Genomic DNA, 19,900 nt, shown 5'->3' on the forward strand with positions numbered 1-19,900 from the left:
GAAGTCGATCATCGGCGTCGAGGGCGCCCCCGCGAGGACGTGAATCGTTGATCACCTTTGAGGGCGTGACCAAGCGCTACCCCGGAGGCACCGTCGCGCTGGACGACGTCAGCCTCGACTGCCCCACGGGCCGCATCACCGTGTTCGTCGGCACGTCCGGCGGCGGCAAGACCACCGCGCTGCGGACGATCAACCGGATGGTCGAGCCGACGTCCGGCCGGGTGCTCATCGACGGCAAGGACGTCCGCGAGCAGCGCCCCGCCGAGCTGCGGCGCGGCATCGGGTACGTCATCCAGCACGCCGGGCTGTTCCCGCACCGCACCATCGAGGACAACATCGCCACCGTCCCCTACCTGCTCGGGTGGAACAAGAAGAAGGCGCGCGAACGGGCGCTGGAGCTGATGGAGCGGGTCGGGCTCGACCGCGCGATGGCGAGGCGGTACCCGTTCCAGCTCTCCGGCGGCCAGCAGCAGCGCGTCGGCGTCGCGCGGGCGCTCGCCGCCGACCCGCCGGTCATGCTGATGGACGAGCCGTTCAGCGCCGTCGACCCCGTCGTCCGCGCCGAGCTGCAGGACGAGTTCCTCCGCCTCCAGGACGAGCTGCACAAGACGATCGTGTTCGTCACGCACGACATCGACGAGGCGATCAAGCTCGGCGACAAGATCGCGGTGTTCCGGACCGGCGGGAAGCTCGTCCAGGTCGACAGCCCCGAGAACCTCCTCGCCCACCCGGCCGACGACTTCGTCGCCGGGTTCATCGGCCAGAACCGCGGCATCCGCACCCTGTCCTTCGCGACGACGAGCGGGCTGCGGCTCAGCGACGACGCCGTCCGGCCCGGGTCGGCCGACGCCGCCGACGCCGCCGGGCTCGACTGGGTCCTCGTCGTCGACGACGAGCGGCGCCCCCTCGGCTGGACGCGGCCCGCCGGGGTCGAGGGCACGCTCGCGGAGGCGCGGCTCGACCCGGTCGGCGCCACGTTCCGGGTCGGCGCCGACTCGGTGCGGGTCGCGCTGGACGCGGCCGTCCTGTCCCCGGCCGGGCTCGCGGTCGGCGTCGACGACGACGGCGCGGTGGTCGGCACGGCCGCGGGCACCGACCTGCTCGCCGTCCCCACCCACGGCTCGTCCGGCCCGGATCATTGTGGGGGGACGACCCCCCACGCCCCCCGGAACGGCCCGGAGGACGACGGCTGATGGACATCGACTGGGCCTGGATCGGCGACCACCGCGACACGCTGACCGAGCACGCCCTCATCCACCTGCGGCTCGCGCTGCTGCCGGTCGTGTTCGGGCTGCTCATCTCGCTGCCGCTCGGCGTGCTGTGCCGCCGCTTCGGCTGGCTCTACCCGCCGACGCTCACCATCGCGAACGTGCTGTACGCGATCCCGTCGCTCGCGCTGTTCATGATCTTCATCCAGTACACCGGGCTGACCGCGTCGACCGTGATGATCCCGCTGACGCTCTACAGCCTGTCGGTGCTCGTCCCGAACGTCGTGGACGGCCTCGCGTCGGTGTCCGAGCCCGTCCGGCAGGCGGCGACCGCGATGGGCTTCGGCCCGCTGCGCCGGCTGCTGCGGGTCGAGCTGCCGATCGCCGTCCCGATCGTGATCGCCGGGACGCGGGTGGCGGCGGTGTCGTCCATCAGCCTCGTCGCGGTCGGCCAGCTCATCGGGCAGGGCGGGCTCGGCTACGACATCATCCGCGGCTACCAGCTCCAGTTCCAGACGCAGATCGTCGCGGCCACCGTCCTGATCGTGCTGCTGGCCCTGGTCACGGACGCGCTCCTGGTAACGCTCCAACGCGTGCTCACTCCGTGGGCACGGGCGCGGGGGAGGGCGGCATGACCGCAGCGAAGCGAGGATCATGCCGCCTCCACTTCGGGGGCCTGGGGGTCGCCCCCCGGAAAGGCAGGGCCGCATGAACGACCTCTGGAACCAGATCGACCTGTTCTGGACGTGGCTGACCGCGTCGTCCCAGTGGCACGGCGGCGACGGCATCCCGCACCGGCTGCTCCAGCACCTCTACTACAGCGGGGTGTCGCTGCTGTTCGCGGCGATCATCGGGCTGGCGCTCGGGCTGCTCGTCGGGCACACCGGGCGCGGCGGCTTCCTCGCGATCAGCGTCGCCAACATCGCCCGCGCGATCCCGACGTTCGGGCTGGTGCTGTTCGTCGTCGTCATCGAGTACAGCATCACGCCCGTGCTGGTCGCGCTGGTCGCGCTGGCCGTCCCGCCGATCCTCGTGAACACCTTCGAGGGCGTCCGGGGCGTGGACGCCGACGCCAAGGACGCGGCCCGCGGCATGGGCATGACCGGCTGGGGCGTCCTCTGGCACGCGGAGCTGCCGATGGCGCTGCCGCTGATCCTGCTCGGGCTGCGGACGTCGGCGATCCAGGTGGTCGCGACCGCGACGATCGCCGCGTACCCGGGCTTCGGCGGCCTCGGCCGCTACATCATCGACGGGCTCGCCCGCGGCGACTACCAGCTGGTCGTCGGGGGCACCGTGCTCGTGGTGCTGCTCGCGCTGGTCGTCCAGCTGGCGTTCGCGGGCCTGCGCCGTCTCGTCGTCTCGCCGGGGCTGCTCGGCTCCGCCCGTTCCTCCTGACCGACCGAAGGGCAAACAGGAAAATGCACAAACTCATCCGTGGCGCGGTCGTCGGCCTCGTGGCCGCCCTGGCGCTGTCCGCCTGTGGCGACGGGGACTCCGGCGGCGACGACAAGAACCCGCTGTCGGGCGGCGGGGGCGGCGGCACCGTCATCGTCGGCGGCGCCAACTTCCCCGAGAGCAACCTGCTCGGCGAGCTGTACGCGCAGGCCCTTGAGGCCAAGGGCGTCAAGGTCACCCGCAAGTTCAACATCGGCGCCCGCGAGGTCTACTACGACCAGGTCGTCAAGGGCGGCATCGGCGTCATGCCGGAGTACAACGGGGCGCTGCTGACGACGTCCGTCAACAAGGACAGCGAGGCTTCGACGACCGATCAGATCAACACCGAGCTGAAGGCGAAGCTGCCCCCGGCCGTGGAGATCCTCAACTCGTCCCCGGCCGAGGACAAGGACTCCGTCACCGTCAACCCGCAGACCGCCGCCAAGTACAACCTGAAGTCGATCACCGACCTCGGCCCGGTCGCCAAGGAGCTGACGATCGCGGGCCCGTCGGAGTTCAAGACCCGGCAGCAGGGGCTCGTCGGCCTGAAGAAGGTGTACGGGCTCGAATTCAAGAAGTTCCAGCCGTTCGACGCCGGCGCGCAGGCCACCCTGGTGAAGCTGCTCACCGAGAACAAGGTGCAGGCGGCCGACCTCTTCACCACCGACCCGACGATCCAGGAGAAGAAGCTGGTCGTCCTCGAAGACCCGAAGAACGTCTTCAGCGCCCAGAACGTCACGCCGCTCGTCAACAAGAAGGCCGTGAACGACACCGCGAAGGCGGCGCTGAACGCCGTCTCCGCCAAGCTCACCACCCAGGACCTCCTGGACATGATGAAGCGCATCGCCATCGACAAGGACGACCAGGAGAAGGTCGCCGAGGAGTGGCTGAAGAAGTCCGGCCTGGCCTGACCTCTCCGCTTCCGAGGCCCGTCGCCCCACCGGGGCGGCGGGCCTTTGCCGTCTGCCGGGCCGCTGTGCAGAACGTGCCAGATTCGCGGCGCGCCGTGCCCGATTCCCCCGGACCGCTTGACGCGCCGCCGCGGAGCCCCCACCTTACTTAAAGGAAAGTTTCCTTAGAGTTGGCTGCAGAGTCGGCTCGCCTCCGCCTCCGGGTACCCCCCGCGTACCTCCCGCCAAGGAGAAGCAGGATGCCAAGGAAGACCAGCCTCGCCGTGGCCGCCGCCGTCACCGCCGGCCTGCCGCTGGCACTCGCCGTGCCCGCGTTCTCGCACGGCTACACCACGTCGCCGCCGAGCCGCAGCTACCTGTGCGGCACCCACAAGGTCCAGAACTGCGGCCAGGTCCAGTGGGACCCGGACGGCGTCGAGGGCCCGAAGGGCTTCCCGAACGGCGGCCCGCGCGACGGCACGATCTGCGCCGGCGCCGACGGCCGCTGGAGCCCGCTCGACGACCAGCGCGGCGGCACCGGCTGGCCCGCGACGAAGGTCACGAGCGGCTCCAACTTCAGCATCAGCTGGTCGTTCACCGCCGCGCACTCGACGACGTCGTTCCGCTACTTCCTCACCAAGGACGGCTGGAACAGCACGCAGCCGCTGACCCGCGCCTCGCTGGACCTCGTCCCGTTCATCGAGGCGAAGATGGGCGGACGGCAGCCGTCCAACCCGACCGTCCACAGCGGCACGCTCCCGCAGCGCACCGGCAGGCACGTCCTGCTCGCCGTCTGGGACATCGCCGACACCGGCAACGCCTTCTACCAGTGCTCCGACCTCGACTTCGGCTGATCCCCGGAGTCCGCTAGCCGGAACGGGAGGACCGCGCCAGGGGCTACGCGCGGCCTCCCGCTCCGCTCCCGCGTCCGGTCGTGGAAGACGTCGCGAGGCGATGTCTAGATGCGTCCCTCCAACTGCATGAACGCCGCGTTCCACCAGGACTCGGGGTCGCGGAAGGCGTGCGGGTCGATCAGGGTGAGGCGTTCGCGGAGCCTCGCGGCGGGGGCGGCGCGGGTCGCCCGGCCCTCGTCCTCGTGGATGAGTTTCTGCAGGTGGAAGAGGAACTCCACGAAGGCCGACAGGGTGGTGTTGATCGTCTCCAGGTCGGCTGGCTCGTCGAGTGTGAGGAGTACCACCGCGCCCGTGTCGCCGTCGAGGCAGTAGTACATCGGCTGCTCCGGGACGGCCCCGAGCGCGATGAGCGCCAGCGGGGCGCGGTCGGCGATCTGGACGTCGAGCACGTTGAACAGGCCGACCTCGCCCTCGATGTACGCGCTGAACACGGGCTGCACCTCGGCGGGGATCGCGGCCTCGGGGGACAGCCGGGCGAGGTCGAAACGCATGTGCTCGATGCGGTCCATCGGCACGTACAGCAGGCCGTCCTCGCCCCAGAGCTCGACCATGTCCCGGTAGTCCATCAAAGGGCCTCAGTTCTCCGCCAAGCCGTTCTCGACCGCGAACTCCCACCACCAGTCCGAGACCCCGGTGATCTCGCGGTAGCGGGGACCGAGCATGCAGTCGACGACGAATTCGTCCAGATCGGCGGCCAGCCGCCGGTATTCGCTCTCCACCACGTGTTCTCGCTCATAATCCGGGAAATGCCACACGGCGCCGTCGTCGCGGTGCATGAGCAGGGGGAAATCGAAGCACGTGCCGAAGACGAGCCAGGACTCCCGGGAACCACCGATGATCTCGTCGACCCCGGGCATGTCGAGGTAGAACTGGTTGTTCGGGAGCAAGGTGTCCTTGAACAGGGCGATGCTCCCGGCACGGGGCGCGTTCGAGTAGGCGAGCAGGTCGCGCAGGTCTGGTGGCAGGTCGTCCCGGCCCGCGAGATCCGATTCGGGGGCGCCCGGCGGGAACTCCGCGAACATGTAGGAGTCCTCACGGGCGGCGAGCAGGCTGCTCACGCGCTCCAGTCGCTGGCGTGTACTCGGCCTCATGGGATGATCCTGATGCGAATCGGTGTGCCGTCCGGCAGATTCCGGATCTGCGGCCGAATTTGGACGGAACCCACGTGATGATTGGTGAAACTGTCGAGGTAGCGTAGATTGCTTCGCAGGTCGGCGCCGCCGAGTTGGAGTTCGTGCCGGTGGTCGAGCTGCATACTACCATCGGTGATGCGTCTGATCAGGCGGCGACTCAGTTCCGGATTGCGCTCGCCGTACTGCTCGTGGATCCGCCGAATCAGATCCTGCTGATGCCGGACCGCCCGATCCCTGTTGCGCGGGGGCAGCGGGCTGTGCGCCTTGAAGAGCTTGTTCTCGTCGCCGAGCTTCTTGAGCGCCTCGGCTTTGCGCATGAATTGGTGCTTCGGCATTCCGGGGACGTGCCGGAGCTCGATCGTGACGGGCTTCTTCGGGCCGTGCCTCCTCGCCCAGCGGAAGAAGCTGCCCGCGGCCTTGAAGATGCCGCGGGCGCTGTCCCGGGTGGCGCCCTTCGGCAGCGTGTGGGACCGGCGGGCGAGGACTCCGCCGCCGATCAGGACGATCAGCGAGACGAGTAACCGCGGGAAAAGGGACGCCTGGACGTTGCGCGCGTGCTCGGCGGGCGCGGCGCCGGTCACCCCGTCAGCCATTGAGGATCGCCTGGAGTGCCTGGTCGATGATGATGTCGATCAGGGCGCCGGTGATCTCTTTGAAGATGGGGATCTCGGCCAGGGAGGCGCCGAAGGTGGGGCCGGCGGTGGCGATGGCCTGGGCTATCTCGATGGCGAGGATGGTGAGCTGGACGATCACGTTGATCTTCAGGGCGAGGACGATGCCGCCGCAGATCATGAGGCCCGCGCCGACGATGGTGGCGGCGGTGGTGAAGTCCTGGAGGTTGCTGTTGGGGGAGTCGTCGGCGGTCCAGGACGTGCGGAACGCCTCGATGTCGTCGCCCTTGTTGGCCTGCCACACGCGCTGGGCCTGGGAGTCGGCCTCGCCGAGCGGGCCGGAGTGCGAGCCCGCGAATCGCAGCCAGGCGTTGCCCATCTCAAGGAGCTTGACCTCGTCGGCCTCGGGCCAGTTGTAGCCCAGCATCGACAGCAGGGAGCGGAGTTCGCCGGGTAACTGGAGGCCCATCAGCCGAGCACGTCCCGGACGCGGTTGATCTCCGTCACGTTGTGCTGTTCCGCGGCGAAATGGTTCGCCGCCACGGCCTGGACGGCCCGGGCGTCCTCGGCCATTGACTCCAGGTTGTCGTTGTAGCAGTCGGCGGCGATCTCGTAGACGGCCTGGTAGAGGCCCCCGATGAGGGAGCCGATGTCGTCGGTTCCCCACGGTTCGCCGAATCCGGCGAGTTCGGCCTGGAATGCCTGCCAGTCGGCCTTCAACCGCTGGGCCGAGGAGCCGATGCCGATTCCGGACCGGCGGATTCCCTCGGGATCGACCTCGTATCCGGGCATGCCCATCGTCGCTCAGCTCCGTCCCAGGGCGTTGATCGAGTCGCGCAGAGACTCCGTGTATTCGGTGAGTTGGCGCACGCTGAGGTCCTGCGCCTCGCGCAGGCGGGCGGTCAGGTCGGCGGTCGCGGCGACGGCCGGGGCCCGCGCGGACAGCCCGTCCAGCGCGGCGTTGACGGCGGCGACGGCGCGCTCGGCGATCTCCTGCGAGCTCAGCCGCGCGGCGCGGGGGCCGATCTCCACGGACGTGATCCGGCCGTCCGGGGAGACGACCGCCCGGACGGTCCGGTCCGGGTCGTGCCCCTCGCTCTCCTCGTCCGGGGGCGGTGGGGACGTCCGCGCTTCGGCCGCCGCGCCGAGGACGTCGCCCAGCACCCTGTCGAGGTCGTCGGTGGCGCGTTCGTAGCTCATCGCATGCTCGCCCGCGCCTGCGCCAGCGCCTCGCCGACGGCCTGGTTGATCAGCGCGAGCTGGCGCATGCCCTGCTCCTGGACGGCGCGCAGCGTCTCGACGAGCGCCGCCGGGTCGACGACCGGTTCCGTGCCCGCCGACGCCGCCCGCCCGCGCAGGTCGTCCAGCGCGGCATTGGCGGCGGCCGCGATGTGCCCGCCCAGTTCCGCGGGCGGACGGCGCATCGCGCGGGGGTCGATCTCCAGGGCGGTCAGGCGTCCGGCGACCGCGGTCGCCCGGACCCTTTCCTCGTCCGCCGTGCCGATTCCGCACCCGGACGGAGATCCATTTTCGGACGGTCCAGAATTTGCCTCGCCGTGCAGCGACGTCAACCGTTCGCGGGCCTTGGCCAGCCGTTCTTCAGGGTCGTCCGGAAGGGGCTCGTCCATCGGTGCTCCCTGATGATCAAGATTCCGTAAATCCTATCAAAGGCGCTATTCACATGATTATCGGTGATCAGGTGGCACGGTGGACAAGTGGGCACGGGAACGGAATCGGATGGTCATCGTTGGTCGCCGCCGCCCGGCGCGGCCGCGATTCGGCCTTCGCCCGACGTATGGCGGGCAAACTTCGGGTTAAGCGCACCGTTCCACGGCTCCGGCCCCGGCCCGGATGTGATCGTCTTCGGATGTGCGCGTCTATCTGCTGCTCGCCGCCCGTGAAGTGCGCGAACCGATTCCGCCGGTGGCCCTGCGCGCCGCCCGGCGCGCCGTCGGCGCGGCGTTCCCCGTCCCGCCGGACGTGGTCAAGGCCGCGGAATGGACGGCGCCCGACGGCCAGGCGGCGCTGCTCGGCTGGTCCAACGAGCCGGACGAGGACCTGTTGCCCCCGACCATGATCGGCGGGTCCGGGCGCAGGCTCGGGTACTGCGGCTACCTCGCCGAGCCGAAGAAGGACGGCGACCTGCTGCTCAACGAGGACGACCTCGGCGCCGCCGCGGCGGGCCTCGGCGGCGTCTTCGCCGCCTACCGGGCGAGCGAGGACGGTGTCGAGGCCGCGACGTCGATGGCCCGCGTCTGCCCCGTCTACCACGCGGAGGCGGCGGGCGTGCGGGTGGTGGGCAGCCGCTCGCTGCTGGTCCACCTCGTGGCGCGGGCCGTGGAGACGGGCGTCGAGGAACCGGAGCCGGACATCGCCGTCGAACTCCTGCACCCGATAATCCGGCACGGGTTCTTCACCAATGACGACACGCCGTTCCGCGGCGTCCGGGCGCTGCCCGCCGGATCGGTGCTGACGGCGGCGCCGGGGCGGCGGACGGCCATCCGGCCGCAGCCCGGCACGGAGGTCCGCCGACCTCGGGGAAAGGGGCGGGCGCAGCGGGAGTCGGTCCGTCCGCTGGCGGAGGCGCTCGTCGACTCGGTGGCGCCGCTGGCGAGGCATCGCGAGCCGATCGCCCTCTCATTGTCCGGCGGCCGGGACAGCCGGTTGATGGCGGCGGTGCTGAAGGCGGCGGGGGTCCCGTTCACCGGCTCGACGCACGGTTTCGCGGACGACCCGGACGTCATTCTCGCCACCCAGGTCGCCGCGGCCCTCGGCATCGAGCACCACGTGAACCTGACCCATCCCGAAGGGCCGAGGGAATCGGTGGCGGTGGAGCACCCGTTCGCCAGGGCGGCTCATGTCGTCCGCATGTGCGAGGGGATGAACTCCGCCTATGAGAACGTCGGCAGGTTCCGTCCTTACCGAATGGTTCCCGCCACTTCGGGATCGGGCGGTGAGACGCTGCGCGGCGGCTTCCTCTACGACCAGGACGACATCAGCCCCGAGAAGCTGAAGAAGCGCGTCCATCTCATCTTCCACGCCGCCGGGCCGCTCCTGACCGCCGACGCGAACGCGCTCGCCGCCGCCGGGCACCGGCCCTGGGCCGAACTCGCTGAGACCGACGCGTTCGACGTCCTCGACAAGCTCTACCTGTATTACCGCACCGGCCGCTGGATCGTCGGCTCGCACAGCGCGACGCTCATGAACTCCCCCTACTACCACCCGTTCTTCGACAACCGGGTGGTGCGCGAGGCGACGGCCCTCGAACCGCGCTGGCGGCGCAGCGAATACCCCTTCTATCTGCTGATCCGGGAACTCGCGCCGCAGTTGGCGGAGATCCAGCCGGAGGGCAAGCGGTGGCGTTTCGACCGCGAGCGGAAGCCCCGGCTCGTCGGCAGGCGCGCGTGGCGGGCCCGCGCCGTCCCGCCGGCCCGCGGCAGGACGGCCGCCTTCAACTGGCGCGTCTCCTACGACGAAGGCTTCCGCGGGCTTCTCCTGGACCAGATCCTGGACGGCCCCCAGAGCCTCTTCGACGTCGTCGACCGGGAGGCGCTGACGACGGGCGTCCGCGAGCATCCGAAACGCTGGGTGAAGCAGCTCTGGCATATCTACACGATGAGCGTGCTCCTGACCGGCGAATGGCGCACCCCGTCCACCGACCTCCCGAAGGTCGAGATCCCCATCCCCCGCTGACCCGGCGCCCGGTCAGCGGGGTTTGGGCGGGCGGCCGGCCAGGCGGGTCGTCAGGAGGGCGGCGGTCTCGCGGACGGGCGGCGCCAGCGACGGCCAGGCGGGCGGGGGGTGGTCGGCGCGCCGGAAGGTGACGGTGATCGCGGCCGTGGGGTGGCCGGTGTGGTCGAAGGCGCACGCGGCGATGCTGGCGAAGCCCTCGGTGATGTGGCCGTCCTCGGCCGACCAGCCGCGCCGGGCGTCCTCGGCGAGGACCCGGCGGAGTTCGCGCAGCGACCGCGGGCCGGCGCCCGTCCGGTCGACGAAGCGGCCCGGGAACAGGGCCCTGACCTGCGCGGGCGGCAGGTGGGCGAGCATGGAGCGGCCGCTCGCGGTGAGCTGCGCGGGCATCCGCACGCCGACGTCGGTGACGAGGGTCGCGTGCCGGGGCGGCTGCTCCTTCAGCAGGTAGAGGGTCTCCGCGCCGTGCAGGACGCCCAACTGGACGATCTCGCCCAGCCGGTCGACCAGACGGCGCAGCAGGGGGCGCGCCAGCCGTTCGAGCGGCTCGTGCCGGAGGTAGGCGGAGCCGATCTCGAACGCGGCGACGCCGAGGCCCCAGCGGCGCTCCTCCGGGAGGTAGGTGACGAAGCCGTCCTCGGCCATCGCGGCGAGCAGGTGGTAGGCGCTGGAGCGGGGCAGGTCCAGCGCGCGGGCGATCGCGGACGCGGGCAGCGGGCCGGGCGCGGCGGCCAGCAGGCGCAGCACGGCGAGCGCGCGGCGCGCGGCGGGGACCTGGCTCATTCCGGCATTGTCTCGTATCTGAGACACATCGCCGCGCCCAGGGGTGGGCCGGGCGGCGCCGGGACGCCTTAATGGTGGGTATGGGTTTGGACATGGGGGACGCACGCGTCGCGGTGGGCCCGGAACCGCTGGATTTCGCCGAGGTCGTCGCCGTCGCGCGGGACGGCGCCGAGGTCGCGCTGACCGAGGAGGCGCTGAAGCTGGTCGCGGAGGCGCGGGCGCACGTCGAGGAGCTGTCGGCGCGCCCGACGCCGGTGTACGGCGTGTCCACCGGGTTCGGCGCGCTCGCCACCCGGCACATCGCCCCCGAGAAGCGGGCGCAGTTGCAGCTGAACATCGTCCGGTCGCACGCGGCGGGGACGGGGCCCGAGGTCGAGCGGGAGGTGGTCCGGGCGCTGATGCTGCTCAGGCTGCGGACGCTCGCGAGCGGCCGGACCGGCGTCCAGCCGGTGACCGCGCGGACGCTCGCCGCGCTGCTCAACGCGGGCATCACGCCGCAGGTCTTCGAGCACGGCAGCCTCGGCTGCTCCGGCGACCTCGCGCCGCTCGCGCACGTCGCGCTGGCGCTGATCGGCGAGGGCTCGGTCCGGGACGCGCGGGGCGAGCTGAAACCGGCCGCGCGGGCGATGGCCGAGGCCGGGATCGCGCCCGTCACGCTCGGCGCGAAGGAGGGCCTCGCCCTCCTCAACGGCACCGACGGGATGCTCGGCATGCTCGTCCTCGCGATCAACGACCTGCGCGGGCTGCTCACGGCGGCCGACGTCGCCGCCGCGATGAGCGTCGAGGCGCTGCTCGGCACCGACCGGGTGTTCGCCGCCGACCTGCAGGCGCTGCGGCCGCATCCGGGGCAGGCCGCGTCCGCCGCGAACCTGCGGGCGCTGCTCGGCGACTCGGAGATCATGGAGTCGCACCGCGGCCCGGACTGCACCCGCGTCCAGGACGCCTACTCGCTGCGCTGCGCGCCCCAGGTGAACGGCGCGGCCCGCGACACGCTCGCGCACGCCGAGCTCGTCGCGCGGCGGGAGCTGGCGTCCGCGATCGACAACCCGGTCGTCCTGCCGGACGGGCGCGTCGAGTCCAACGGCAACTTCCACGGCGCGCCGATCGCGTACGTGCTGGACTTCCTCGCCGTGCCCGCCGCCGACGTCGCGTCCATGTCCGAGCGGCGCACCGACCGGATGCTCGACAAGGCCCGCTCCGCCGGGCTGCCCGCCTTCCTCGCCGACGACCCCGGCGTCGACTCCGGGCACATGATCGCGCAGTACACGCAGGCCGCGATCGTGTCCGACCTGAAGCGCCGCGCCGCCCCGGCGAGCGCCGACTCGATCCCGAGCTCGGCCATGCAGGAGGACCACGTGTCCATGGGCTGGAACGCGGCCCGCAAGCTGCGCCGGTCCGTGGACGGCCTGGCGCAGGTGGTCGCCATCGAGATCCTCACCGCCGCGCGGGCGCTGGACCTGCGCACCCCGCTGCGGCCCGGCCCGGCGACCGCCGCCGTGGTCGCCCGGCTGCGCGAGGCCGTCCCGCCGCCGGGCCCCGACCGCTACCTCGCGCCCGAGATCGCCGCCACGACAGAGCTGGTCAGGGACGGCTCCCTGGTCGCCGCCGCCGAGGCCGTCACCGGCCCCCTCTCCTGAAGGAGCAACCGCAGATGTCTGGTCCGAGGCCCGTCCGCGCGCCGCGCGGCACCGCGCTGACCGCCGCGAAGGGCTGGCCGCAGGAGGCCGCCCTCCGCATGATCCAGAACAACCTCGACCCGGAGGTCGCCGAGCACCCGGACGAACTGGTCGTCTACGGCGGTTCGGGCAAGGCGGCGCGGAACTGGGACGCCTTCGACGGCATCCTCCGCTCCCTCGCCGACCTGGAGGGGGACGAGACGCTGCTCGTCCAGTCCGGCAAGCCGGTCGGGATCTTCCGGACGCACGAGTGGGCCCCGCGCGTGCTGATCGCGAACTCGAACCTGGTCCCGCAGTGGGCGACGTGGGAGGAGTTCCGCCGCCTGGAGTCGCTCGGCCTGACGATGTTCGGCCAGATGACCGCCGGTTCGTGGATCTACATCGGCACGCAGGGCATCCTCCAGGGCACCTACGAGACGTTCGCGGCGGTCGCGGAGAAGCGGTTCGGCGGCTCCCTCGCCGGGACGGTCACGCTGACCGCCGGGCTCGGCGGGATGGGCGGCGCGCAGCCGCTCGCCGTGACGATGAACGGCGGCGTCGCGATCTGCGTGGAGTGCGACCCGTCCCGGATCGACCGGCGCGTCGAGCACCGGTACTGCGACGTCAAGGCCGATTCGCTGGACGAGGCCCTCCGCCTCGCCGAGGAGGCGCGCGAGGCGCGCCGCCCGCTGTCGATCGCGGTCCTCGGGAACGCCGCCGACATCGTGCCCGAGCTGCTGCGCAGGGGCGCGCCGATCGACGTCGTCACCGACCAGACCAGCGCGCACGACCCGCTGATGTACCTGCCGCGCGGCGTCGCGTTCGAGGACATGGCCGCCGAGCGCGACAAGGACCCGGCCGGGTTCGTCGAGCGGGCCCGCGCGTCGATGGCCGCGCACGTCGAGGCGATGGTCGGCTTCCAGGACGCGGGCGCCGAGGTGTTCGACTACGGCAACTCGATCCGCGGCGAGGCGCAGCTCGCCGGGTACGAGCGGGCGTTCGAGTTCCCCGGCTTCGTGCCCGCCTACATCCGCCCGCTGTTCTGCGAGGGCAAGGGGCCGTTCCGGTGGGCGGCGCTGTCGGGCGACCCGGCCGACATCGCGCGCACCGACCGGGCGATCCTCGACCTCTTCCCGGACAACGAGCCGCTCACCCGCTGGATCAAGATGGCGGGGGAGCGGGTGCACTTCCAGGGCCTGCCGTCCCGGATCTGCTGGCTCGGCTACGGCGAGCGCGACAAGGCCGGTGAGGTGTTCAACGACCTGGTCGCGCGGGGCGAGATCAGCGCGCCGATCGTGCTCGGCCGCGACCACCTCGACTGCGGCTCGGTCGCCAGCCCGTACCGGGAGACCGAGGGCATGAAGGACGGCTCCGACGCCATCGCCGACTGGCCGCTGCTGAACGCGATGCTGAACACCTCGTCCGGCGCGACGTGGGTGTCGATCCACCACGGCGGCGGCGTCGGGATCGGCCGCTCGATCCACGCGGGCCAGGTCTGCGTCGCGGACGGGACGGCCCTCGCGGGCGAGAAGCTCCAGCGCGTCCTGACCAACGACCCGGGGACGGGCGTCATGCGACACGTCGACGCGGGCTACGACCGCGCCGCCGAGGTGGCCGACGAGCGCGGCGTCCGCATCCCGATGCGCCCGTGAGCGGAGGACCGGCGTGAGCTTTGAGGAGATGTGGGCGGCGCTGCTGCCGGTCGGGCGGGACGATTCGACCGGCGGCTACCACCGGTTCGCGTGGACGCCGCCCGAGCTGGAGTGCCGCGCCTGGTTCCTGGATGAGGCCCGCCGCCGCGACCTGACCGTCGAGCACGACCCGAACGGCAACATGTTCGCCTGGTGGTACCCGGAGGACGGGACGCGCGACGACGCCGTCCTGACCGGCAGCCACCTGGACTCGGTGCCGGGCGGCGGCGCGTTCGACGGGCCGCTCGGCGTCGTCTCGGCGTTCGCCGCCGTCGACCGGCTCCGCGAGCGCGGCTTCGCGCCCGCGCGGCCGATCGGGATCGCGGCGTTCGCCGAGGAGGAGGGCGCGCGGTTCGGGGTGGCGTGCCTCGGCTCGCGGCTGCTGTCCGGCGCGATCGACCCGGCCCGGGCCCGCGGCCTGACCGACGCGGACGGCCGCACGTTCGCCGAGGTCATGCACAACGCCGGGCTCGACCCCGAGGCCATCGGCCCGGACGAGGGGCTCCTCGGCCGCATCGGCCGGTACGTCGAGCTGCACGTCGAGCAGGGGCGCGCCCTCCAGGAGCCGGTGGGGGTGGCGAGCGCGATCGTCCCGCACGGGCGGTGGCGGTTCGACTTCACCGGCGAGGGCAACCACGCCGGGACGACCCTCCTCGGCGACCGCCGCGACCCGATGCTGCCGTTCGCCGCGATGGTGCTCGCCGCCCGAGAGGCGGCCGAGCGGAACGGCGCGGTCGCGACGGTCGGGAAGGTGCGGGTCGTGCCGGGCGGGGTGAACGCGATCGCCTCGTCCGTCAGCGCCTGGCTGGACGCCCGCGGCCCCGCCGACGACGCCGTCCGCCGGACGGTCGCCGAGACCGACGAGGCGGCGCGGGTCGCCGCGCGCCCGCACCGGGTGAGCGTCGACCTCGCCGAGGAGTCCTACACCGAGATCGTCGACTTCAACCTGGCGCTGCGGGACCGGATCGGCAAGGCGCTCGGCGGCGTCCCGGTGCTGCCGACCGGGGCGGGCCACGACGCGGGCATCCTGTCGTCCCGCGTGCCGACCGCGATGCTGTTCGTGCGGAACCCGTCCGGGGTGTCGCACGCGCCCGCGGAGTCCGCCGAACCGGCCGACTGCCTGGCCGGGGTGGAGGCGCTCACCGCGGTACTGGACGACCTGGCGCGCGGGTAGGGGTCCCGACATGCAGTGGCATGCCCAGTTCGCCTGGCTCGGTGACGCCGTGGCGGCCGACGTGCTGATCGAGGCCGAGGGCGAGCGGATCACCCGCGTCGCGGCCGGCGTCCCGGCCCCGCCGGGCGCGGCGCGGCTGCCCGGGCTGACGCTCCCCGGCCTCGCGAACGCGCACTCGCACGCCTTCCACCGCGTCCTCCGCTCCCGCGCGCAGGCCCAGTCCGGCACCTTCTGGACGTGGCGCGACCAGATGTACAAGGCCGCGGCCCGGCTCGACCCGGACTCCTACCGCGCCCTCGCCACCGCCGTCTACGCCGAGATGGCCCTCGCCGGGCTCAGCTGCGTCGGCGAGTTCCACTACCTGCACCACCGGCCGGACGGCGGCCCCTACGACGAGCCCAACGCGATGGGCGAGGCGCTGATCGCCGCCGCGTCCGACGCGGGCATCCGGATCACGCTCCTCGACGCCTGCTACCTCGCGGGCGGCATCGGGCGCCCGCTCACCGGCACGCAGCTCCGCTTCGGCGACGGCACGGCGGGCGACTGGGCGCGCCGGGTCGGGAGCCTGCGCGACCAGACCGAGAAGGCGGGGCGCCCGCACGCCCGCGTCGGCGCGGCGATCCACTCCGTCCGGGCGGTGCCGCGCGAGCAGCTCGGCGCGGTCGCGGCGTGGGCGAAGGAGCACCGGGCGCCGCTGCACGTCCACCTGTCCGAGCAGCCCGCCGAGAACGAGGAGTGCGCGGACGCCTACGGCATGACGCCGACCCGCCTGCTCGCCGAGGCGGGCGCGCTCGGGGCGCTGACGACGGCCGTCCACGCGACGCACCTCACCGCCGAGGACATCGGCCTGCTCGGCACGACGCTCACCGGCGTGTGCATGTGCCCGACCACCGAGCGGGACCTCGCCGACGGCGTCGGCCCCGCCCGCGACCTCGCGGACGCGGGCTCGCCGATCTCGCTCGGCTCCGACCAGCACGCCGTGATCGACCTGTTCGAGGAGGCCCGCGCCGTCGAGCTGGACGAGCGCCTCCGCACCCGCCGCCGCGGCCACTGGACGGCCGGGGAACTGCTGACCGCCGCCACGTCCAACGGGCACTACGGGCTCGGCTGGCCGGAGGCGGGACGCCTCGAACCCGGCGCCTACGCCGACCTCGTCAGCGTCGCGCTCGACTCCGTCCGCACGGCCGGGGCCGCGCCGGAGCACGTCGCGGAGGCGGCCGTGTTCGCGGCGACGGCGGCGGACGTCCGGCACGTCGTCGTGTCCGGCCGCCAGATCGTCCGCGACGGCCGCCACCTGCTGGTCGACGACGTCCCCGCGGCCCTGACCACCGCGATCGAGGCCATCACCGCCGAGGAGCCCGCTTGAGCATCGCCATCACCGACATCGGGGAACTGGTCACCAACGACCCGGCCGTGGGCGACGGCCTGGGCGTGATCCGGGACGCGGCCGTCGTGATCGACGGCGACCGGATCGCGTGGACGGGCCCGTCCGCGGCCGCGCCCGCCGCCGACGAGGCGTTCGACGCGGCGGGCCGGGCCGTCCTGCCCGGCTTCGTCGACTCGCACGCCCACCTCGTGTTCGCCGGGGAGCGCGCCGAGGAGTTCGCCGCGCGGATGAGCGGCGAGAAGTACGCGGCGGGCGGGATCAGGACGACCGTGGCGCGCACCCGCGCCGCGTCCGACGACGAGCTGCGCGCGACCGTCCGCCGCCTGGTCGGCGAGATGGCCCGGCAGGGGACGACGACCGTCGAGTGCAAGTCGGGCTACGGGCTGACGGTCGAGCAGGAGGAGCGGGCCGTCCGCATCGCCGCCGAGTTCGCGGACGAGGTCACCTACCTCGGGGCGCACGTCGTCCCGTCCGAGTACGGGGACGACACCGCCGCCTACACGCGGCTCGTGTCGACCGACATGCTCGCCGCCTGCGCCCCGCACGCCCGCTGGGTGGACGTGTTCTGCGAGCGGGGCGCGTTCGACGCCGACCAGGCCCGCGAGGTGCTCCAGGCGGGCGTCAAGGCGGGGCTCGGCGCGCGGGTGCACGCCAACCAGCTCACCGAGGGCCCCGCCGTGCGACTGGCGGTCGAACTGGACGCCGCCTCCGCCGACCACTGCACGTTCCTGAGCGACGCCGACGTGGACGCGCTGGCGTCGTCCCGGACCGTCGCGACGCTCCTGCCCGGCGTCGAGTTCTCCACCCGCCAGCCGTACCCGGACGCGCGCCGCCTCCTGGACGCGGGCGCCACCGTCGCGCTCGCCTCCGACTGCAACCCCGGGTCCTGCTACAGCTCCAGCATGGCGTTCTGCGTCGCGGTCGCCGTCCGCGACATGCGGATGACGCCCGCCGAGGCCGTCTGGGCCGCGACGGCGGGCGGCGCGCGGGCCCTGCGCCGCACCGACGTCGGCCGCCTCGCGCCCGGCGCCCGCGCCGACGTGCACGTGCTGGACGCCCCGTCCCACATCCACCTCGCCTACCGTCCCGGCGTGCCGCAGACGGCGGCGGTGTGGCGGGCCGGGGTTCAGCTGAGGTAGCGGCGGTTCACCCTGATCAGGGGCTTGGCGTCGCGCGCCGTGTAGTCGGCGGCGAGGACCCCGGCGACGAACAGGACGTGGTCGCCCGCCGCGACGGCCTGCCGCGTCTCGCACTCCAGCGCGGACACGCCCGTCTCCGGGATGAGCGCCCCGGAGTGCTCGCCGCGGTGGTGCGGCTCGCTCGCGAGGAGGATGCGGGCGCTCGGCCGCCCCTCGGCGGCGAACCGCCCGGCGAGGGCGCGCTGCCCGGCCGACAGCACCGTCGCCGCCCACCGGTCCTGCCGCCGCAGCACCTCCGCCAGGTAGGACGACTCCGCCACGCTCGCCAGCACCGCCGGAGGGTCGAGCGACACCGACATGAACGAGGTGACGGTGGTGCCGAGGTCGTCGCGGCCGTCCCGGACGGTCAGCACGACCACCCCGGTGGCGAAGCCCGCGACGGCGTCGGCGAAGCCGGGGACGCCGGTCAGCGGATGTCCCAGGAGCCGGGCAGGGTCAGCGGCCCGGCGGCGGGCAGGCCGAGCCGGGCGGCGACGCCGCCGAGCGAGCCCCAGGCGTCGAACCGGGCCGCCGCGGCGGCGCGGTCCTCGCTGGACTCGGGCGGGCGCAGCCGCTCCAGCGGCGAGGTGTGCGGGTAGACCCGGACGGGCGCGTCGGCGGGCAGGCCCGCGCCCTTGCGGGCCAGGTCCAGCGCCCGGTCGAGGCCGCCGAGCTCGTCGACGAGGCCGTGCTCCTTGGCGTCGGCGCCCGTCCAGACGCGGCCCCGCGCCAGCTCGTGGACGCGCTCGCGGGACAGGCCCCGGCCGTCGGCGACCCGCGAGGTGAAGTCGTCGTAGATCTTGTCGAGGGAGGCGTTGACGCGCTCCCACTCGGAGTCGCTGAAGTCCTTCGTGGCGCTCGCCATCCGGGCGTGGTCGCCCTCGGCGACCGCGCCGAGGTTCACCCCGACCCGGTCGAGCAGCCCGCTCACGACCGCCTTGCCCGCGACGACGCCGATCGACCCGGTGATGGTGCCGGGCTGCGCGACGATCGTGTCGGCGGCCATCGCGACGTAGTAGCCGCCGGACGCCGCGACGTTGCCCATCGACACGATGACGGGCTTCCCGGCGCGCCGGGCGAGCACCACCTCGCGCCAGATCGCGTCGGACGCCACCGCCGACCCGCCCGGGCTGTTCACCCGGAACACGATCGCCTTGACGCGGTCGTCCTTCACGGCGGCGCGGATGGCGGCGCCGACCGTGTCCGAGCCCATCGCGGGGCCGGAGTTCGGGAACGGGCCGCCGCGCCCGCTGCGCCCGAGCCGGATCGGGCCGTGCCCGTTGACGAGCGCGACCACGTCCTGCTTGCCGGGCTGCGGGAGGCGGCTCGCGAGGCCGTGCGCGCGGGCGTACCGGGACACGTAGCGCAGCTGCGCCTCGGTGCCGAACCGCTCGCGCAGGTCGGCGTACACCTCGTCGCGGTAGCCGAGCTTGTCGACGAGGTTCTCCTCCAGCGCCTCACCGGCGAGGAACGGGCCCCGGTCGATCAGCGCGCGGACCTTGTCGGCGGGCAGCCCGCGCGCGGCGGCGACGCCGTCGGCGATCTGCTCGCCGAGCGACGCGACGAGCCGCTTCGACGACTCCTCGTGCTCCGGCGTGTACGCCTTCTCCATGAACGTGTTCGCCATGGTCTTGTACTCGTGCCGCTTGGCGAACCTCGGCTGGACGCCCGCCTTCTCCAGCGCGCCCGCGAGGAACGGCTCCTCGATCGCGACGCCGGTCAGCCCGACCTCCCCGGTCGGCTGGAGGTAGATGGTGTCGAACGCGGTCGCGAGGTAGTACGGGACGGTGCCGCGCCCGCTCTCGCCGAACGTCTCCGCCCAGGCGACCGTGTGCTTGCCCGCGTCCCGCAGCGCCTGGACGGCCTCCCGCAGCTCCTGCACGAGCGCCAGCCCCGCGCCGCCGGTGACCTTCACGACGAGGGCGCGCACCCGGGCGTCGGAGCGGGCGCGGCGCAGCCCGTCGAGGACGTCGCGCAGGTTCGTCCGGCGCATGGCGAGGATCGCGGAGACCGGGTCGGCGGGCGCCGTCTCGACGATGCCCTCGGTGAGGTCGAGTTCGAGGATCAGCGGGGCCGTCCGCCGGTCGCGGGCCTGCTTGATCGCGTTCACCACTGTGCCGGGATCCACCATGGGGCCAGCCTATGTGCTCGA

General features: G+C 72.9%; 21 protein-coding genes. 11 read left to right on the forward strand and 10 right to left on the reverse strand.

The genetic code is table 11. The features are described 5' to 3' along the window. Positions 1-47: 47 nt before the first annotated feature. The 5 genes from ACH01S_RS30040 to ACH01S_RS30060 all read left to right on the forward strand — a co-directional run bounded on the left by ACH01S_RS30040 (position 48) and on the right by ACH01S_RS30060 (position 4,386). Positions 48-1,193 carry an ABC transporter ATP-binding protein gene (locus ACH01S_RS30040; protein ID WP_067899104.1) on the forward strand — a complete coding sequence of 382 codons (1,146 nt, stop codon included), beginning with the start codon at positions 48-50 and terminating at the stop codon, positions 1,191-1,193. Beyond that, positions 1,193-1,843 carry an ABC transporter permease gene (locus ACH01S_RS30045; protein ID WP_067899107.1) on the forward strand — a complete coding sequence of 217 codons (651 nt, stop codon included), beginning with the start codon at positions 1,193-1,195 and terminating at the stop codon, positions 1,841-1,843. The genes ACH01S_RS30040 and ACH01S_RS30045 overlap by 1 nt, the downstream gene beginning before the upstream one ends. A 73-nt stretch (positions 1,844-1,916) precedes the next feature. Then, positions 1,917-2,603, forward strand: coding sequence for an ABC transporter permease (locus tag ACH01S_RS30050; RefSeq protein WP_067899110.1), 687 nt, complete (start codon positions 1,917-1,919; stop codon positions 2,601-2,603). Between the two features lie 23 nt (positions 2,604-2,626). Then, positions 2,627-3,553, forward strand: a complete 927-nt coding sequence (locus ACH01S_RS30055; RefSeq protein WP_067899114.1) for an ABC transporter substrate-binding protein — start codon at positions 2,627-2,629, stop codon at positions 3,551-3,553. A gap of 239 nt (positions 3,554-3,792) precedes the next feature. Then, the gene (locus ACH01S_RS30060) at positions 3,793-4,386 is read left to right on the forward strand and encodes a lytic polysaccharide monooxygenase auxiliary activity family 9 protein (RefSeq protein ID WP_067899118.1); all 594 of its coding nucleotides are present in this window, start codon (positions 3,793-3,795) and stop codon (positions 4,384-4,386) included. Between the two features lie 104 nt (positions 4,387-4,490). On the opposite strand, the gene ACH01S_RS30065 is transcribed toward ACH01S_RS30060, so the two are convergent. Genes ACH01S_RS30065 through ACH01S_RS30095 form a run of 7 tightly spaced genes read right to left on the reverse strand, consistent with a single transcriptional unit; the run spans position 4,491 to position 7,818 of the window. Continuing rightward, positions 4,491-5,012, reverse strand: coding sequence for an SUKH-4 family immunity protein (locus ACH01S_RS30065; RefSeq protein ID WP_067899121.1), 522 nt, complete (start codon positions 5,010-5,012; stop codon positions 4,491-4,493). 9 nt (positions 5,013-5,021) lie between these two features. Then, positions 5,022-5,537: an SMI1/KNR4 family protein gene (locus ACH01S_RS30070; protein ID WP_148344339.1), complete on the reverse strand. Its 516-nt coding sequence runs from the start codon at positions 5,535-5,537 to the stop codon at positions 5,022-5,024. After that, a complete protein-coding gene (locus tag ACH01S_RS30075) occupies positions 5,534-6,172 on the reverse strand; it encodes a hypothetical protein (protein WP_067899128.1) in 639 nt (212 codons plus the stop codon). Before ACH01S_RS30075 ends, ACH01S_RS30070 begins: the two co-directional genes overlap by 4 nt. Further along, entirely contained in the window at positions 6,165-6,659 is a 495-nt protein-coding gene (locus ACH01S_RS30080; protein WP_067899131.1) for a WXG100-like domain-containing protein, read from the reverse strand. Before ACH01S_RS30080 ends, ACH01S_RS30075 begins: the two co-directional genes overlap by 8 nt. Next, positions 6,659-6,988 (reverse strand): hypothetical protein, encoded by a 330-nt coding sequence (locus ACH01S_RS30085; RefSeq protein WP_083981293.1) that lies wholly within the window; start codon positions 6,986-6,988, stop codon positions 6,659-6,661. Before ACH01S_RS30085 ends, ACH01S_RS30080 begins: the two co-directional genes overlap by 1 nt. Before the next feature lie 6 nt (positions 6,989-6,994). Beyond that, complete coding sequence (locus ACH01S_RS30090; RefSeq protein ID WP_067899133.1) at positions 6,995-7,390, reverse strand: YbaB/EbfC family nucleoid-associated protein; 396 nt, start codon at positions 7,388-7,390, stop codon at positions 6,995-6,997. Further along, the gene (locus ACH01S_RS30095; RefSeq protein WP_067899135.1) at positions 7,387-7,818 is read right to left on the reverse strand and encodes a hypothetical protein; all 432 of its coding nucleotides are present in this window, start codon (positions 7,816-7,818) and stop codon (positions 7,387-7,389) included. Before ACH01S_RS30095 ends, ACH01S_RS30090 begins: the two co-directional genes overlap by 4 nt. A 241-nt stretch (positions 7,819-8,059) precedes the next feature. Here ACH01S_RS30095 and ACH01S_RS30100 point away from each other — a divergent pair, with 241 nt between their 5' ends. After that, complete coding sequence (locus tag ACH01S_RS30100) at positions 8,060-9,883, forward strand: asparagine synthase-related protein (RefSeq protein WP_067899138.1); 1,824 nt, start codon at positions 8,060-8,062, stop codon at positions 9,881-9,883. A gap of 12 nt (positions 9,884-9,895) precedes the next feature. On the opposite strand, the gene ACH01S_RS30105 is transcribed toward ACH01S_RS30100, so the two are convergent. After that, on the reverse strand, positions 9,896-10,663 hold the full coding sequence (locus ACH01S_RS30105; RefSeq protein WP_067899141.1) for an IclR family transcriptional regulator: 768 nt from the start codon (positions 10,661-10,663) through the stop codon (positions 9,896-9,898). Positions 10,664-10,755: 92 nt separating this feature from the next. Between ACH01S_RS30105 and hutH the strand changes: the two genes are divergently transcribed. From hutH to hutI, 5 genes are read left to right on the forward strand one after another with little or no spacing between them, the layout of a single operon-like run. Beyond that, positions 10,756-12,300: a histidine ammonia-lyase gene (gene hutH / locus ACH01S_RS30110; RefSeq protein WP_067899145.1), complete on the forward strand. Its 1,545-nt coding sequence runs from the start codon at positions 10,756-10,758 to the stop codon at positions 12,298-12,300. Between the two features lie 14 nt (positions 12,301-12,314). Further along, on the forward strand, positions 12,315-13,970 hold the full coding sequence (gene hutU, locus ACH01S_RS30115) for a urocanate hydratase (RefSeq protein ID WP_067899149.1): 1,656 nt from the start codon (positions 12,315-12,317) through the stop codon (positions 13,968-13,970). 13 nt (positions 13,971-13,983) lie between these two features. Further along, positions 13,984-15,183, forward strand: coding sequence for an allantoate amidohydrolase (locus ACH01S_RS30120; protein ID WP_218010446.1), 1,200 nt, complete (start codon positions 13,984-13,986; stop codon positions 15,181-15,183). Positions 15,184-15,193: 10 nt separating this feature from the next. Continuing rightward, positions 15,194-16,549 (forward strand): formimidoylglutamate deiminase, encoded by a 1,356-nt coding sequence (locus ACH01S_RS30125; RefSeq protein ID WP_067899156.1) that lies wholly within the window; start codon positions 15,194-15,196, stop codon positions 16,547-16,549. Then, a complete protein-coding gene (gene hutI / locus ACH01S_RS30130; RefSeq protein WP_067899159.1) occupies positions 16,546-17,709 on the forward strand; it encodes an imidazolonepropionase in 1,164 nt (387 codons plus the stop codon). The genes ACH01S_RS30125 and hutI overlap by 4 nt, the downstream gene beginning before the upstream one ends. Here the strand turns inward: hutI and ACH01S_RS30135 are convergent. After that, the gene (locus ACH01S_RS30135; protein ID WP_148344340.1) at positions 17,697-18,128 is read right to left on the reverse strand and encodes a flavin reductase family protein; all 432 of its coding nucleotides are present in this window, start codon (positions 18,126-18,128) and stop codon (positions 17,697-17,699) included. The genes hutI and ACH01S_RS30135 overlap by 13 nt on opposite strands. Before the next feature lie 47 nt (positions 18,129-18,175). Further along, positions 18,176-19,879: a signal peptide peptidase SppA gene (gene sppA / locus ACH01S_RS30140; RefSeq protein WP_067899160.1), complete on the reverse strand. Its 1,704-nt coding sequence runs from the start codon at positions 19,877-19,879 to the stop codon at positions 18,176-18,178. Between the last annotated feature and the right edge of the window lie 21 nt (positions 19,880-19,900).

It is taken from the genome of Actinomadura chibensis NBRC 106107 (assembly GCF_001552135.1).
Taxonomy (GTDB): Bacteria; Actinomycetota; Actinomycetes; order Streptosporangiales; family Streptosporangiaceae; genus Spirillospora; species Spirillospora chibensis.

Bases quoted from the DNA above. Each gene is read 5' to 3' on its own strand.
- ACH01S_RS30045 (WP_067899107.1), top strand. From the start codon at position 1,193: ATGGACATCGACTGGGCCTGGATCGGCGACCACCGCGACACGCTGACC.
- ACH01S_RS30050 (WP_067899110.1), top strand. From the start codon at position 1,917: ATGAACGACCTCTGGAACCAGATCGACCTGTTCTGGACGTGGCTGACC.
- ACH01S_RS30055 (WP_067899114.1), top strand. From the start codon at position 2,627: ATGCACAAACTCATCCGTGGCGCGGTCGTCGGCCTCGTGGCCGCCCTG.
- ACH01S_RS30060 (WP_067899118.1), top strand. From the start codon at position 3,793: ATGCCAAGGAAGACCAGCCTCGCCGTGGCCGCCGCCGTCACCGCCGGC.
- ACH01S_RS30065 (WP_067899121.1), bottom strand. From the start codon at position 5,012: ATGGACTACCGGGACATGGTCGAGCTCTGGGGCGAGGACGGCCTGCTG.
- ACH01S_RS30070 (WP_148344339.1), bottom strand. From the start codon at position 5,537: ATGAGGCCGAGTACACGCCAGCGACTGGAGCGCGTGAGCAGCCTGCTC.
- ACH01S_RS30075 (WP_067899128.1), bottom strand. From the start codon at position 6,172: ATGGCTGACGGGGTGACCGGCGCCGCGCCCGCCGAGCACGCGCGCAAC.
- ACH01S_RS30080 (WP_067899131.1), bottom strand. From the start codon at position 6,659: ATGGGCCTCCAGTTACCCGGCGAACTCCGCTCCCTGCTGTCGATGCTG.
- ACH01S_RS30085 (WP_083981293.1), bottom strand. From the start codon at position 6,988: ATGGGCATGCCCGGATACGAGGTCGATCCCGAGGGAATCCGCCGGTCC.
- ACH01S_RS30090 (WP_067899133.1), bottom strand. From the start codon at position 7,390: ATGAGCTACGAACGCGCCACCGACGACCTCGACAGGGTGCTGGGCGAC.
- ACH01S_RS30095 (WP_067899135.1), bottom strand. From the start codon at position 7,818: ATGGACGAGCCCCTTCCGGACGACCCTGAAGAACGGCTGGCCAAGGCC.
- ACH01S_RS30105 (WP_067899141.1), bottom strand. From the start codon at position 10,663: ATGAGCCAGGTCCCCGCCGCGCGCCGCGCGCTCGCCGTGCTGCGCCTG.
- hutH (WP_067899145.1), top strand. From the start codon at position 10,756: ATGGGGGACGCACGCGTCGCGGTGGGCCCGGAACCGCTGGATTTCGCC.
- hutU (WP_067899149.1), top strand. From the start codon at position 12,315: ATGTCTGGTCCGAGGCCCGTCCGCGCGCCGCGCGGCACCGCGCTGACC.
- ACH01S_RS30125 (WP_067899156.1), top strand. From the start codon at position 15,194: ATGCAGTGGCATGCCCAGTTCGCCTGGCTCGGTGACGCCGTGGCGGCC.
- sppA (WP_067899160.1), bottom strand. From the start codon at position 19,879: ATGGTGGATCCCGGCACAGTGGTGAACGCGATCAAGCAGGCCCGCGAC.